Source organism: Streptomyces sp. CNT372, assembly GCF_000377145.1.
Genome location: NZ_KB897776.1, coordinates 618,339 through 633,214, shown reverse-complemented (window position 1 = coordinate 633,214; position 14,876 = coordinate 618,339). Strand labels below are relative to the sequence as shown.

Genomic DNA, 14,876 nt, shown 5'->3' with positions numbered 1-14,876 from the left:
GCGAGCCGGGCGCTGGGGTGGCTGCTGGTGGTCACGGGGGCGGCGGGTCTGCTGGCGGCGTGGGTGATCACGCTGGACAAGTTCAGGCTGCTGGAGGATCCGGGGTTCACCCCGGGGTGCAGTCTGAACCCGGTGGTCTCGTGCGGGAACATCATGAAGAGCGAGCAGGCGTCGGTGTTCGGGTTCCCCAACCCGATGCTGGGGCTGGTCACCTACGGGATGGTCGTCGCGATCGGCATGGGCCTGGTCGCGGGGGCCCGGTACCGGAAGTGGTTCTGGCTGGGGCTGAACGCCGGCTGCCTCTTCGGGGTCGGGTTCTGCACCTGGCTGATGCAGCAGTCCCTGTACGAGATCAACGCCCTGTGCCTGTGGTGCTGCCTGGCGTGGGCCGGGACCATCGTCATGTTCTGGTACGTGACCTCGCACAACGTGCGCAGCGGGGTGCTCCCGGCGCCCGCCGGGGTGCGCTCCTTCTTCGGGGAGTTCACCTGGGTCCTGCCCGTGCTGCACATCGGGATCATCGGCATGCTGATCCTGACCCGCTGGTGGGACTTCTGGACCTCCTGATCCGCCGCCGCCCCCCGACGGCGGCCGTACACGGAAGAGCCCCGGCGCCTGACGGCGCCGGGGCTCCCGTGTGCGGTGACGATCAGCGAGCGGAGACGCCGTTCGCCGACAGGATCGGGATGTCGTTGAGGATGTGCGACAGCGGCTCGTCACCCTTGGCCTGGGTGGAGTTCTCGACGCACTGCTGGTTCTGCGGGGCCGACAGGATCGGGATGTCCTGGAGGGCGACCGGCACCACGCCGACCAGCGAACCGACGTTGGCCTTGAGCGGCAGACCGACACAGGGCTTGTTCAGCGAACCCTGGACCAGGCTCATCTGCGGGCTCATGTCCCCGTACGTCTCGGCGTTGCCGTACGACTGCGAGGCGCCGTTGCCGCTCGCGGAGTGGGTGCCCTCGTTGTCGCCCACGGCCATAGCCTGCGGCGCCATGGCGGCGCCCGCGGCAGCCACGGAGACGGAGAGTGCCGCCGTAGCCATAACCTTCTTGAACATGTTGCGTCCTTCTGTTTCAGAGAATGCCCGCCGTTGGAGCTGCCTGACCAACCGTCGTCCCGGCCTGTTGGTTATTCCGGTTCACTCCAAAGGCCCTCTTCCGTACGGCTGCTGACGGCCTCCGCCGTGACGGGCGGAAGGCACCGCGGCCGTGTCAGCCGCCGAGCGAGATGCCGCCGAGCATCGGGGTCGCCCCGGCGGCCGTCCTCAGCAGCTGCTCCGGGGCCTTGCCCTTCAGGTTGTTGAGCTCCATCACCGCGTCGGCCGCCTGGCCGGCAGCCGGGCCGGCCTGGGTCACGTCGTCCAGCTGCGGCAGCGTGGAGGCCGCGTGCGCGATCCCGCCGTTGAGGCTCATCGGAACCGCGGGGGCGGCGTCGGCGGCGAAGGCGGGCGTGGCCGCGCCCAGCGCGACCATGGACCCGGTGAGAACGGCGGCGGCCCTGGAGTGCTTCATGTCCTGTGATCCTGTTCCCGGCGGGGCTCCCCGCCGTCGACAGGCACAACGATCAGCACGGGAGGGGGAAACCCCTTCGCGCCGCATCGTTCGCCCCTGTCCCGGCAATCTGCCTCAATCACCGTGACGACGCTGCAACGAACAACTCGGCCGATGGTTGCGCTCTCTCACACGATGGATTGATTCCCGAGTGTGGGGGGCGCGCGATACGCCGCGCACAACGCGCCTGTAGGGGACCGGAAATGGCGCACCTCCAGATGGTCGAACGCCCGGGTCCGACGTGATTTCCCTCCGGCTTTCTGACAAAGTGCACTCCTGTTTTCTCGCGTTGACCGAAAATGGGAGCCAGTCATGCCGAAGTCGTCAGGCTTGGCGGCGGTAGGGGGAGTCCCGCGGTTCAGGGACGGACGCGCCGGACGCAGCCTCGGCCGCTGGGGGGCACTGCTGTGCGCGGCCGTGACCCTCGCCCCGGCGACCGCCGCCGCGGCCCCGCCACCGGTCCCCGCCGAGACCCACCGCATTCCGTTCGTCCAGCGCTACCACGCCGTCCACCACGGCGGCGTCACCCGGATCGCCAATTCGGCCATCACCTGCCGCACCCCGCTCGCCGAGGGCGCGGCGGCCTGCCCGGACCTGGAACGCGGCGCGGCCGGCGCCAACAGCGACTACGAGATGTTCTACGTCGACCTCGACGACGACCCGAACACCTACAACTCCACCCGCGCCGAACTCGCCCTGCCCGCCGGTTCCACCGTCCGCTACGCCCGCCTCTACTGGGGCGGCAACCTGCGCGTCGGCGAGCAGAAACCCCCTCAGGACAACGGCCGCGTCCTCATCGCCGAACCGGGCGGACGCTACAAGGAGGTCCTGGCCGACACCCGGATCGCGCACCGCGACGCCGACGGCCGGGACGCCTACCAGGCCTCCGCCGACATCACCCCGCTGGTGCGCGACAGCCGCTCCGGCTACTGGACCGTCAGCCAGCTCAACGTGGCCCGCGGGCACTCGAAGGCCGGCGCCTGGGGCGGCTGGACGATGGTCGTCGTCTACGAGGACGAGCGCGAACCGCTGCGCGAAGTCGCCCTGTGGGACGGCTTCGAGACCGTCGGCAAGGCCCGCGAGGTGACCCTCTCCGGGCTGCGGGCCGCCCCCGGCGCCACCGGACGTGCGGGCGTGGTCGCCTACGACGGCGACCGCGGCGCCACCGGCGAGTCGGCCACCGTCCGCGCCGGGAGCGGCCCGGCCCACCGGCTCACCGACGCGGCGAATCCCCGCACCGACCCGATGAATTCCACGATCGCCGATCTCGGCGGGCCGAACTCCGCCCGGAAACCCGCCCACCGGAACACCCTCGGATACGACTCCGACGTGTACGACATCTCACCCGCGCTCCGGCGCGGCGCCGATTCCCTCGCTTTCCGATTCACCGGGGAGCGGAACGGCTACTTTCTCGGCGCCCTCTTCGTGCAGGCCGACGTGCGCCGCTGAATTCCGGCCCCCTCACAGTCCACCGCGTTCACGCCTGTTGGAAAAGAGCCGCATGTGCTGCACAGAGACTGGACCGAGAAAAGCAGGCTGACCGTACTCCATCTCGTTCAGCCCGTCGAAGGCGGCGTCGCCCGCGTCGTCACCGATCTGGTGCGCGCCCAGGCGCACGCGGGCGCACGACCGGTCGTCGCCTGCCCGCCCACCGGTCCGCTCGCCGCCGCCGCGGCCGGGGCGGGGGCCCGGGTCCACCCGTGGACCGCCGGCCGCTCGCCCGGACCCGGTCTCGCCCGGGAGGTGCTCACCGCCTCCCGGCTGGTCCGCGAGGTCCGGCCGCACCTCGTGCACGTCCACAGCGCCAAGGCCGGACTCGCCGGGCGCCTCGCCGTACGCGGCCGGGTGCCGACCGTCTTCCAGCCGCACGCCTGGTCCTTCGACGCCGTCGAGGGCCGCGAGGCCCGGCTCGCCCTCACCTGGGAGCGCTACGGCACCCGCTGGAGCACCCGCACCCTGTGCGTCAGCGACAGTGAGCGCCGGGCCGGGGAGCAGGCCGGCATCCACGCCCGCTGGTCCGTCATCCGCAACGGCGTCGACCCCGCGTTCTTCGCCGAGGACACCGACGGCAGCCGGCGCACCGCCGCCAGGGCCGGACTGCCCGTCCCCGGCGGGCTCGCGGACGGTGCCCCCCTCGTCGTCTGCGTCGGACGGCTCTGCCGGCAGAAGGGGCAGGACGTCCTGCTGCGCGCCTGGCCCGCCGTCGTCGACCGCGCCCCCGCAGCCCGCCTCGTCCTCGTCGGCGACGGCCCCGAAGCGGACCGGCTGCGGGCCGCCGCGCCTCCCGGGGTGGTGTTCGCGGGCGCCCGGGACGACATCCGGCCCTGGCTGTACGCGGCCGACACGGTGGTCCTCCCGTCCCGCTGGGAGGGCATGGCACTGGCCCCGCTGGAGGCGATGGCCTGCGGGCGGCCCGTCGTCCTGACCGATGTCAGCGGCGCCCGGGAGAGCCTGCCGCCCGGGCACGAGTCCTACGCCCTGGTCCCACCGGAGGACCCGGCCGCGCTCGCCGCCGCCGTGGCCCGGCTGCTCGCCCAGCCGGGACTCGCCCGCGACCTCGGCCGCCGGGCCGCCGCGCACGTCCGCGCCACCTCCTGCGTGTCGCGCACCGCCGACGCCGTGCTCGGCCTCTACCAGGAACTTCTCAGCACGCACCGACCCCTGACGAGGAAGCGCACCGAACGATGACGACGGAGAGTGCTCCCGCGCCCCGCACCGCCCCCGTGGCGACGACCCGCCGCGCACCCTCGGTCCATCCGCCCCGCGGCACCGCCGGCCGGCGCCCGGCCGCGCACGCCAGGCGGCGCATCCGGCGGCAGCGGCGGCCCGTCGCGCTGATCGCCGCCGATTCGGCCGCCGTCCTCGCCGCCTGCGCGCTCGCCCCCGCGGTGCCCTGGCCCGTCGTCCCGGCCGCCCTCGTCCTCACCGCGGCCGGGGTCGCCCTCCACTCCGGGCGCGGCCTGTACCGGCTGCGCCTATCGCCCTCCGCCCTCGCCGAACTGCCCGCGCTGCTCCTGCTGTCCGCCGTCGGCTGGCTCCTCCTCGACGCGGCGTTCACCGTGCACGACCCCGGGTACGCGGCCGGGCCGTCCGCCGCGGCGGCGGGCGCCGTACTCCAGGCCGCCCTCGCCTGCGCGGGGCGGGCCGCCGTCCACCAGGGGCGCCGCCGGGCCGCGGCCCGCAGGCCGCGCTCCGCGCTCGTGGTGGGCCGCGGCCCCTGCGCCCAGCAGCTCACCGCCGCCCTGTACGCCCACCCCGGCTACGGCATGCGCCCGGTCGGCCGGGTCGACCCCGGCCACCGCGGCGGACCGGCCGACGAGGGCCGGCTGCCCGTCCTCGTCACCCCCGAGGACGTCAGCCGCGCCGTCATCCAGAACGCGGTCCGGCACGCGCTGTTCACCGGGCCCGACCTCCCGGCCCATCTGGTGCGCCTGTTCAGCGGGTACGGCTGCCGGGTGTGGCAGGTCGCCCATCCCGCCGCCGAGGGCACCGCCCCGCCATCGCGGCGGGACGCGGACCATCTGTGGGGCTTCGCGGTCCGGCAGCTGGAGACGGACCCCCCGCGCGGCGGCTTCCCGCCCGCCAAACGGGTCCTCGACGCGGCCCTCGCCGCCGTCGGCCTCGTCGCGGCGGCGCCCGTCCTCGCGATCTGCGCCCTCGCCGTGCGGATCTCCGACGGGCCGGGGGTGCTGTTCCGGCAGGAGCGCATCGGGCTGGGCGGGCGGCCCTTCGTGCTGCTGAAGTTCCGCACCCTGCGGCCCTCCGACGAGCACGAGTCCGCCACCCGCTGGAGCGTCGCCCGCGACCGGCGGATGAGTGCCACCGGGAGCCTGCTGCGGCGCACCTCCCTCGACGAGCTGCCGCAGCTGTGGAACGTGCTCCGCGGCGACATGAGCCTCGTCGGGCCGCGGCCCGAACGCCCCTACTTCGTCGCCAAGTTCGCCCACACCTACCCCGGCTACGCCGAGCGCCACCGGATGCCCGCCGGCCTCACCGGGCTCGCCCAGGTCAACGGGCTGCGCGGGGACACCTCCATCGAGGAGCGGGCCCGCTTCGACAACCACTACATCGACACCTGGTCCCTGTGGCAGGACGTGTGCATCATGGCGCGCACGGCCGCGTCGCTGTTCCGGCTCGGGGGAAGCTGACCGTGGCCCTCGCCGCCGCGCCCTCCGCGCCCGCTCCCGCGCCCGTGTCCGTGCCCGCCGCATCCGCGTCCGGAGCCCCGCACGTCCTGCTCGCCGCCGCCCGCCGGGTGCCCCGGCTGGACCGGCTCCTGCTGCTGCCGCTGCTGGTCACCGTGCTGCTGGTCGCCCTGCCCATCGGCCGATCCGGCGAACCGGGCACGGTCGCGCCCGCCGACATCGCCTCCGGGCTGCTCGTCCTCGCCTGCCTCGCCCGCGTGCTGGCGCTGCGCGCCCGGCCGCTGACGGTCACCGGGGCCGTCGTCCTCGCCCTGCCGGTGGCCGGCTTCGCCGTCGCCACGGTGACCGCGGCCGACCCCGGGGCCGCCCTGCCCGGACTCGTGCGCTACCTCCAGGTGTTCGTCCTGGTGCCCGGCGCGGTGCTGCTGGTGCTGCGCGACGCGTGGGCGTTCCGGCTGGTCACCGTCTCGATGGTGGCGGTGGCGCTGGTGCAGGGCGCGGTCGGCACCTACCAGTACGCCACCGGCACCGGCGCCTCGTACATGGGCCAGGACATCCGCGCGGTCGGCACCTTCGGGCCCACCGACGTGATGGGCATGGCCACGGTCGTCTCCTACGGGCTGCTCGCCGCGCTCGCCCTCGCCCTGCGCACCCCGCCGGGCTCGCCCGCCTGGCTGCGGCCGGGCGCCTTCGCGGCGGCCGGGGCGCTGGTGGTGCCGCTCGGGCTGTCGTTCAGCCGCGGGTCGTGGATCGCCACGGCGGCGGCCGCGCTGGCGATCCTGCTCCTGTCCGGCCTGCGCCGGGCGGCCCGGGTGCTGGCGGTCCTCGCCGCGCTCGGGGTCGTCCTCGTCGGCGGGCTGGGCGTCGGCTCCGAGATGATCGCCCAGCGGGTCAGCAGCATCACGCAGGTCACCGGGACACCGGACCGGTCGGTGACCGACCGGTACAGCATGTGGGCCGCGGCGGCGGCGATGTGGCGGGACGAACCGGCCACCGGCGTCGGCCTCAAGGGCTTTCCCGCCCACCGCGACGGGCACGCCTCGATCGGGCTCTCCGCGGGCAGCGACACGGCGGGCGCGGGGCGGGAGTTCGTCAAGCAGCCGCTGCTCTCGCCGCACAACATGTACCTGCTCATCCTCGCCGAGCAGGGCCTGATCGGGCTCACCGCGTTCCTGACCTCCTGGACCGCGATCCTGGCGGGCGCGATCCGCCGCGTCCTGGTCCGCCGCGGCGGCGGCCGCGCCGCGGCGGCGGACTGCGGGCTGGCGGCGGTGGGCCTGATGCTCTGGCAGACCGTCGACTTCCTGTACGCGGACATCGGCGGCCCCTCCACGGTCCTGACCGGCGTCATCCTCGGCCTCACCGCATGGTGGGCCCTCGCCCCCCGCGAACGCCGCCCATGACCCGCGACCGCACCCCGCGCACGGCGGGGCCCGACGACACGGCCCCACCGCCGACGGCTCCCCGTCCCCGCGCGCCGGGCGGGGGAGGCGTGCCCGGCGGGGCCGCGCCCGCGAGCGAGCTCCCCGCCCCGGGCCCGGACGCCGCGTCCGCGTCCGAGCGGGACGGGCGCCCAGCGGGCCCGGACGGCGCTGCCGCCGGCCGGGGCGGGGACCGGCCCGCAGGCACCCCGCCCCGCCCGCCGTCCGGGCGGCAGGCCGCCGGCCGCCGGTCGCAGCCGGGGTCCGCCGCCACCCCGGGCAGCGCCGGGCCGATCACACGGCGGGTCCAGAACCCGGTCCCGGACGCCGCGTTCACCCCTCCCGTTCCGACCGCCGCGCCCGGTCCGGCCGCCACGCCCGTGGTATCCGCTCCCGGTTCGGGCGTGACGCCCGCGGTATCCGCGCCCGGTCCGGCCGCCACGCCCGCGCCCGGTGGTGTCCCGCCGCACGCGCCGGACAGCGGTGCCGCCGTGACGGACGCCCTGCCCGGCGCGGGCGGGCAGCCGCCCGCCGTCGCCCCGGGCCGCCCGGGCCGGGCGCGCCACGCCGCCCGGCGTGGGGGTGCGGAGCCCGTCGCCGTGCCGGACGGGCCCGGTGCGCCCGGTCCGCACGTGCGGCGTACGCCGGGCACCGGCGCGGGCACCGCGTCCGGCGGCGCGGAGGCCGCGGCCCGCCCCGCCCGGCGTGGGGGTGCGGAGCCCGTCGCCGAGCCGGACGGGCCCGGCAGCGGGGCAACCGCGCCCACGCCCCCCGCCCGTGGCCGGCACGCGCGGCGGGCCGAGCCCCGCGCCGGGAGCGCCGCGCGGGGCGGCGGGGAGGAGGCCGGCGGCGGGGCGCGGCTCGGGCGGGTGCTGGTGCGGGCCGCGGCCGTCACCGGGGCGCTCACCGTGGCCGGCGCGGTGCTCGGGCTGCTGCGCGATCAGACCATCGCACACCTCTTCGGCGCGAGCGCCGAGAGCGACGCCTTCCTCATCGCCTGGACCGTGCCCGAGATGGCGTCCACCCTCCTCATCGAGGACGCCATGGCGCTGCTGCTCGTGCCCGCGTTCAGCCACGCCCTCGCCGCCCGCGACCCGGGGGCGGTCCGGGCCCTGGTGTCCGCCACGTTCCCGCGCCTGTTCGCCTTGCTGACCTGCGTCGCCGTCGCCCTGATGGCGGGCGCGCCGCTCGTCGTGCGGCTGCTCGCGCCCGGTTTCGACGACCCGGAACTCGCCGTCGAGTGCACCCGGTTGACCGCCCTGACCGTGCTCACCTTCGGCGTCACCGGCTACTGCAGCGCCGCCCTGCGCGCCCACGGCAGCTTCCTCCAGCCCGCCGCCGTCTACAGCGCCTACAACGTCGGCATCATCGGTGTCACCCTCGCCCTGCACCAGTGGTGGGGCGTGCGGGCCGCCGCCGCGGGTGTCGCGGCGGGCGGGGTCCTGATGATCCTCGTCCAACTCCCCGCGTTCGCTCGGAACATCGGCCTGCGCCCCCTCCTCGCCCCGCTCCGCGTGCCCCGCCCCGGAAACCGTCGCGTCCCCCCGGGCGGCTCCCGTCGCGCCCCCGCCGGCGCCCCGCTGCTCGGCGCGGCCGTCCTCGCGCCCGTCGTGCTGTTCGCCGTCAGCCGGCAGTCGCAGGTGCTGGTCGAGCGCTTCCTCGCCGCGCCGCTCCCCGCCGGGGCCATCTCGCACCTCAACTACGCGCAGAAGGTCGCGCAGATGCCGATGGTGCTCTCCCTGATGGTGTGCACCGTCACCTTTCCCGTCGTCGCCCGCGCGATGGCCCGGGGCGACCGCGAACGCGCCCGCCGCCGCGTCGAGGAGGATCTCGCCACCGCCGGGGCGCTCGTCCTGCTCGGGACCGCGTTCGTCATCGGCTACGCCCCCGGCATCATCGAAGTCCTCTTCCAGCGCGGTGCGTTCGACGCCCAGGACACCGCGACCACCGCCGCCGTGATGCGGGTCTACGCCGCCGGACTGCTCGGCCACTGCCTGGTCGGCGCCCTCGGCCGCCCGTTCTTCTCCTCCGGCCGCCCGACCTGGTACCCGGCCGCCGCCATGGCCGCCGGACTCGCCGTCACCGTCGCGGCGGGGGCCGCCGCCGTCGGCCCGTACGGCGTCCACGGCATCGCCGCCGCGAACGCGGCCGGCATCACCGCCACCGCCGTCCTGCTGCTGCACGGCCTCGGCTCGCGGGTGGTCGCCATCGAGGTCCGCGCCATCGGCGCGCGGATCGCCCGGCTGCTGCTCGCCGCGGCCGCCGCCGTGACCGCCGCCCTGCTCACCGCGCCCCTGACCGGCGGCCCGGTCCTCTCCCTCGCCGCCGGAGCCCTCCTCGTCCCCGCCGTGTTCCTGGGCGCCGCCCGAGCCCTGGGCGCGCCCGAGGCACTCCACCTGCTGGCCCTCGTACGCCGGAGGCTGCGTCATGACCACTGACCCGACGACCGCCCGCCGCCCCCAGCCGTGGATCTGGATGTACCACGCGGTCGGCGACCCCACCGACGACCCCTACGGCATCACGGTCGGCCCGGGCCGGCTCGACCACCAGCTCCGTCTGCTGCGCGACCGCGGACTGCGCGGCGTCACGGTCTCCCACCTGCTGCGCGCCCACGCCGAGGGCCGCGCCCACGGCCTCGTCGGGCTGACCTTCGACGACGGCTACGCCGACTTCACCGCCTCCGCGCTGCCCGTGCTCCGCGGCCACGGCTGCTCCGCGACCCTCTTCGTCCTCCCCGGCCGCAACGGCGGTGTCAACGTCTGGGACCCGGAGGGCCCCCGGCGGCCCCTCCTCGACGCCGACGGCATCCGCGCCGCGGCCCGCGCGGGCGTCGAGATCGGCTCCCACGGACTCCTCCACCGCGACCTGACCACCCTGGACGACGGGGAGCTGCGCGAGGAGACCGTCCGCAGCCGGGAGTTGCTGCGCGAGCTGACCGGCATCGCGCCCGCCGGGTTCTGCTACCCGTACGGCACCTTCGACGCGCGGGCCGCCGACGCGGTCCGCGCGGCCGGGTACGCGTACGCCTGCGCCATCGACCCCGGCCCGGCGGCCGGCCCGTACGCCCTGCCGCGCACCCACATCAGCCACGCCGACCGGCGCGGGCGGCTCGCGGTCAAGGGCCTGCGCCACCGCCTGCGCCGCCTCCCCGGTCTGCGGCCCGTCCGTCTCCCGGCCCTCCAGGAGTCCGTCCGATGACCCCCGCGAACCTCCCGAACACCGCGAACCTCCCGAGCCCCGCCCCCGGTCCCGGTCCCGCCCCCGAGCGGACGGTCCGGGTCCTGCACGTCGTCACCGGCCTCGGCGTCGGCGGGGCCGAGCAGCAACTCCGGCTGCTGCTGCGCCATCTGCCCGCCTCCTACGTCTGCGACGTGATCACGCTGACCAACCCCGGTGCCGTCGCGGCCGGGCTGCGGGACGACGGGGTCGCGGTCACCGACCTCGGGATGCGCGGCAACCGCGACCTGGCCGCGTTGCCCCGGCTGGTGCGCCGCATCCGGGCCGGGCGCTACGACCTCGTCCACACCCACCTCTACCGCGCCTGCGTCTACGGACGGCTCGCCGCCCGGCTCGCCGGTGTGCCGTCCGTGGCCACCGAGCACTCCCTGGGCGAGGCGGAGATCGAGGGCCGGCCGCTCACCCGAGGGGTCCGCGCCCTCTACCTCGCCACCGAACGGCTCGGCGCCGCGACCGTCGCCGTCTCCCCGACGGTCGCCGCCCGGCTGCGCGCCTGGGGCGTGCCCGGCCGGCGGGTGCGGACCGTACCGAACGGCGTCGACGCGGCCCGGTTCCGCTTCGACCCCGCCGCCCGCGCCGCCCTCCGGGCGCGGCTCGGCGTCGGCGAGGGGGCGTTCGCCGTCGCCGGGGTCGGCCGACTGGTGCCCGGCAAACGCTTCGAGGTCCTCATCGAGGCGGTGGCCGCGCTGCCCGGGACGGTGCTGCTGCTCGCCGGTGACGGCCCCGAGCGGGAGGCGCTGCGGGCGCTCGCGGTCCGCCTCGGCGCGGCCGGCCGGGTGCGCCTCCTCGGCGAGCGCGACGATGTGCCCGCCGTGCTCTCTGCGGCCGACGCCTTCGTCTCCACCTCCCGGGAGGAGGCGTTCGGGCTCGCGGTCGTGGAGGCCCTCGCCGCGGGCCTGCCCGTGCTGCACGGCGCCTGCCCGGCCGTCGACGACCTGCCCGTCGGCCACGCCCCCGGCGCCCACGCCCTGCGCGAGGGGACGGCCCGCGAACTGGCCGCCGCCCTGACCGCCCTGCACCGGGCCGGCGCCCCCCGTCTGCCGCCCCCGCCCGCCGTGGCGCACTACGACATCGCCCGTGGCGCGGCCCTGCTGGCCGAGCTCTACGCGCACCTCACCGGACCCCCGGGCCCGCCGCGCGTCCCCCGCCCGGCCCCCGGCCCCGCCCCCGTCCCCGTGGCGACCACCCGGACCACCCCGAACAAACCGAACACCCCGACCACCCCGACCGACCAGACCACCGAGAGAGCGGCACGCCCATGACGACCACCCCCGAGCACGAGCACGAGCAGGAGCCCGCCGAGACCGGCCGGACGCGCCGACCGCGCCGCCTGCGCATGCCGTTCCCCGCCGGGCCCGCCTGGTGGCCCGTACCGGCCCTCGCCCTCCTCGGCACGGCCGCCGGTCTCACGTACGGCCTGGTCAAGGCTCCCGAGTACGCGGCGACCGGCTATGTCGTCGCGGTACCGGCGAGCGGCACCGAACCGGGCGCCGCCCTCGGCTTCGCCCAGGCGTACGGCCGGATCGCCACCAGCGACGCCACCCTCGCCCATGCCCGCCGCGACGCCGGCCTCCCCGTGAGGGAACTCCGGGACCGGGTGCGCACGGAGACCTCCCCGGACTCGCCGATGATCGCCGTCACCGGCACTTCCACTCGCCGCGCCCAGGCCGCCGGCATCGCCAACGCCGTCTCCGACGCGATCATCGTCAGCAGCAACCAGGTCTCCAAGAACACCGGCGTGAAGCTGATGACCTTCTCCGAGGCGGTCACCCCGAACGAGGCCGTCTCCCCGTCGCTGCCCGTCGCCACTGCCGTCGGCGCCTGCGCGGGCGGACTGGTCGGCGGGCTGTTCCTGCTGGTCCGGCCCCGGCCCGGGCGGCGCGGGCCCGGTGCGGGCGGCACCGCGGTGCCCGGTCCCGCCCAGCCCGTGGGGGCGCCCGCCGAGCGGGAGCGCGTGTGAGGGCCCAGGCCCCGGCCGGATGCGCCGTCAGCCTGTGCCGCGACCCGGCGGAGTTCGCGGCGCTGGCCGACGAGTGGGACCGGCTGCACCGCGCCTGCGGCTCCGCCACCCCGTTCCAGAGCCATGCCTGGCTCCACTCGTGGTGGCTCTCCTACGGCACCCCGGGGCGGCTGCGCGTCGTCCTGGTCCGTGCCGAAGGCCCGCCCGGGCGGGGGGAGTTGATCGCGGCCGCGCCCCTGATGCTGGTGCACCGCCCGCTGCCCCTGCTGGTCCCACTCGGCGGGGCGATCTCCGACTACGGGGACGTCCTCGTCGACGACTCCCGCGCAGGTCTCGCCCTGCCCGCCCTGGCGCACGGCATCGGGCGCGCCGCCCGGCACGCCGTCGTCGACCTGCGTGAGGTGCGACCCGGTGGGGCGGCGGAGCGGCTGTGGGAGAGCTGGCCGGGCCCGCGCGCCCGGCTGGCGGACTCGGTCTGCATGGAGCTGCCCGCCCTGCCCGTCGAGGACCTGGTCGCGCGGATGCCCGCCAACCGGGCCCAGCGGGTCCGGGCCAAGCTCCGCAAACTGGACGCCCTCGGGATCGAGGCCCACCCGGTACCGCCCCACGAGGTCCCCGGCGGCGTCGACCTGCTGCTGCGGCTGCACGAACTCCAGTGGCGCGGCCGGGGCGTCAACGTCGAGCACCTGCGCCCCCGCTTCCGCGACCACCTGGTCCGCGCGACGGGCGCGATGGCGGCCCGCGGGCACGCCTCGCTGACCGAGTTCCGGATGGACGGCCGCCCGGTCGCCGCGGGCCTCACCCTGCGCGCGGGCCGGCTCAGCGGCGGCTATCTGTACGGGGCCGACCCGGTGCTGCGGGAACGCAAGGCGGACGTGGCCGCGATGCTGCTGCGCGAGGAGGCCCGGCAGGCCACCGGCCACGGCCTGACCGTGCTGAGCCTGCTGCGCGGTTCGGAGCCGTACAAGAACCACTGGCGCCCGGAGGCCGTGACCAGCGGCCGGCTGCTGCTCGCCCGCCCCGCGCTGGAGCCGCTGCTGCGGCTGCACGAGTCACGGGCGCGGTTGCGGGAGCGGGCGGCGGAGATGGTCCGCAGCAGAGTGCCGGCCGCGCGCGAGTGGCGCGGCCGGCTCAACGACTGGCGGGCCCGGGGCACGGGCGGCGGTCCGCCCGGGCAGACCCCGGTCACAGCGCCCAGCGGGCCTCCGCGGGGAGGTTGACGCAGTAGTCCCGCGCCGGCACCCACTGGGACACCCAGTCGCCCAGGTCCAGGGGCACGCACCAGTCGTCCGGGTTGGTGCCCGGGTCACCGGGCACGGGGACGGGCTCGGTGGGCACCGGGTCCGTGGGGGCGGGCTCCTGCGGAGCGGGGTCGGTCGGCGCCGGGTCGGTGGGCGCCGGGTCGGTGGGGACGGGTTCCGTGGGCGCCGGCTCGTTCGGCGCCGGCTCCTCCGGGGCTCCGGGCTCCTCGCTCTTCGCAAAAAGCTTCGAGCGGAACACCTTCGAGGACTCCGGATTGCTCCCGCACTGCCAGACCCCGTGCGGACAGTAGTCTGTGATGGTCTGGTAGAGCGGCTGATGGCGTTCGATCCATTCGAGCATGCGCCGCATGTACTCGGGATTGTCGCCGTTGCGGAAGAGACCCCACTCCGGATAGGAGATCGGCTTTCCCCGCTCCGCCGCGAAATCGACCTGCTTCTGCAGTCCGTAGGGCGCGTTCACCTGGTCGTCGAACGAACCGCCGGGAGGCTGGTCGTACGAGTCCATTCCGATGATGTCCACCACGTCGTCGCCCGGATAGCACTCGGTCCAGGCGATGGCGTCCAGTCCGCGATTCGGCGCGAAATCGAATCGGAACTCCTGCCCGGGAACGGAGCGCATGGCCGCGACGATGTTCCGCCAGTACGTCCGCCACGCCTGCGGGTCCGGCCCGCAGCGGTGGGTGTACGTGACGCCGTTCATCTCCCAGCCGAGCACGATCACGGTGTCCTGCGCGCCGAGGTCCACCAGACGGGAGGCGAGGGTGCGGAAGTGGTGGTCGTACTGCCCCTTGGCGCCGGCCCGGAGCAGCCGCGCGACCGCCGCGTCCGGGAGCCGGTCCTCGTTGCGGTCCAGCATCGGCACGTTGAGGACGAAGGTCCGCCCGGCCGACGCCCGCCGCCACTCGGCCCACGGCCGCAGGAATTCCGGGCGGCCCTCGATGTTCGTCCACACATCCCCGGGGAGATAGGTGTGAGCCACGGTCAGTTCGCGTCCGCCCAGCCATTCGGAGAGTTCCGACATGCGCTGGATTCCCTCCGGCCCGTAGTGGAGATACGCGCCGTGGGCGGTCGGGGAATCGGACGCGGAATCAACTGCGGAACCGGCCCGGGAATCGGCCGACGCGGGGGTCGTGAGCGGTCCGCCGGACACAAGAAGTCCGGCTGCGACCGCCGCTATGCATGAGTTGATCAGATGGTGCCTTCGCGGCATGCCTTCCTCCTTGTGGAGCGTTCTCTGCGACTGACACGACGTTAGGCAGAAAGCTCCTGCGGCGAGCTGTCGTGAGGCACGTCCCTAG

At 75.8% G+C, this 14,876-nt stretch carries 13 protein-coding genes; 10 read left to right on the top strand and 3 right to left on the bottom strand.

Going from position 1 to position 14,876, the window contains the following annotated elements; translation table 11 throughout:
- Positions 1–567 (top strand): vitamin K epoxide reductase family protein (locus C593_RS0102685; RefSeq protein ID WP_018845770.1); only part of this gene is annotated, 567 nt, incomplete at its 5' end.
- An 82-nt stretch (positions 568–649) separates the two neighbouring features.
- On the opposite strand, the gene C593_RS0102680 is transcribed toward C593_RS0102685, so the two are convergent.
- Both C593_RS0102680 and C593_RS0102675 read right to left on the bottom strand, forming a co-directional pair.
- Positions 650–1,060 carry a rodlin gene (locus tag C593_RS0102680; protein WP_018845769.1) on the bottom strand — a complete coding sequence of 137 codons (411 nt, stop codon included), beginning with the start codon at positions 1,058–1,060 and terminating at the stop codon, positions 650–652.
- Positions 1,061–1,214: 154 nt separating this feature from the next.
- Entirely contained in the window at positions 1,215–1,514 is a 300-nt protein-coding gene (locus C593_RS0102675) for a hypothetical protein (protein WP_018845768.1), read from the bottom strand.
- Positions 1,515–1,970: 456 nt separating this feature from the next.
- Between C593_RS0102675 and C593_RS0102670 the strand changes: the two genes are divergently transcribed.
- The 9 genes from C593_RS0102670 to C593_RS0102630 all read left to right on the top strand — a co-directional run bounded on the left by C593_RS0102670 (position 1,971) and on the right by C593_RS0102630 (position 13,536).
- Entirely contained in the window at positions 1,971–3,002 is a 1,032-nt protein-coding gene (locus tag C593_RS0102670; protein ID WP_018845767.1) for a PLP-dependent aminotransferase family protein, read from the top strand.
- Positions 3,003–3,056: 54 nt separating this feature from the next.
- Positions 3,057–4,241, top strand: coding sequence for a glycosyltransferase (locus C593_RS0102665; RefSeq protein WP_018845766.1), 1,185 nt, complete (start codon positions 3,057–3,059; stop codon positions 4,239–4,241).
- Complete coding sequence (locus tag C593_RS0102660; protein ID WP_018845765.1) at positions 4,238–5,701, top strand: exopolysaccharide biosynthesis polyprenyl glycosylphosphotransferase; 1,464 nt, start codon at positions 4,238–4,240, stop codon at positions 5,699–5,701. The genes C593_RS0102665 and C593_RS0102660 overlap by 4 nt, the downstream gene beginning before the upstream one ends.
- A 2-nt stretch (positions 5,702–5,703) precedes the next feature.
- A complete protein-coding gene (locus C593_RS0102655) occupies positions 5,704–7,101 on the top strand; it encodes an O-antigen ligase family protein (RefSeq protein ID WP_018845764.1) in 1,398 nt (465 codons plus the stop codon).
- A 650-nt stretch (positions 7,102–7,751) separates the two neighbouring features.
- On the top strand, positions 7,752–9,557 hold the full coding sequence (gene murJ / locus C593_RS0102650; RefSeq protein ID WP_486591067.1) for a murein biosynthesis integral membrane protein MurJ: 1,806 nt from the start codon (positions 7,752–7,754) through the stop codon (positions 9,555–9,557).
- Positions 9,547–10,317: a polysaccharide deacetylase family protein gene (locus tag C593_RS0102645; protein WP_018845762.1), complete on the top strand. Its 771-nt coding sequence runs from the start codon at positions 9,547–9,549 to the stop codon at positions 10,315–10,317. Before murJ ends, C593_RS0102645 begins: the two co-directional genes overlap by 11 nt.
- Positions 10,314–11,618 (top strand): glycosyltransferase, encoded by a 1,305-nt coding sequence (locus tag C593_RS0102640; protein ID WP_018845761.1) that lies wholly within the window; start codon positions 10,314–10,316, stop codon positions 11,616–11,618. The genes C593_RS0102645 and C593_RS0102640 overlap by 4 nt, the downstream gene beginning before the upstream one ends.
- Entirely contained in the window at positions 11,615–12,316 is a 702-nt protein-coding gene (locus C593_RS0102635) for a hypothetical protein (RefSeq protein ID WP_018845760.1), read from the top strand. The genes C593_RS0102640 and C593_RS0102635 overlap by 4 nt, the downstream gene beginning before the upstream one ends.
- Positions 12,313–13,536 (top strand): GNAT family N-acetyltransferase, encoded by a 1,224-nt coding sequence (locus C593_RS0102630; protein ID WP_018845759.1) that lies wholly within the window; start codon positions 12,313–12,315, stop codon positions 13,534–13,536. Before C593_RS0102635 ends, C593_RS0102630 begins: the two co-directional genes overlap by 4 nt.
- On the opposite strand, the gene C593_RS28660 is transcribed toward C593_RS0102630, so the two are convergent.
- A complete protein-coding gene (locus C593_RS28660; RefSeq protein ID WP_037744411.1) occupies positions 13,502–14,788 on the bottom strand; it encodes a glycosyl hydrolase in 1,287 nt (428 codons plus the stop codon). The genes C593_RS0102630 and C593_RS28660 overlap by 35 nt on opposite strands.
- Positions 14,789–14,876 lie beyond the last annotated feature (88 nt).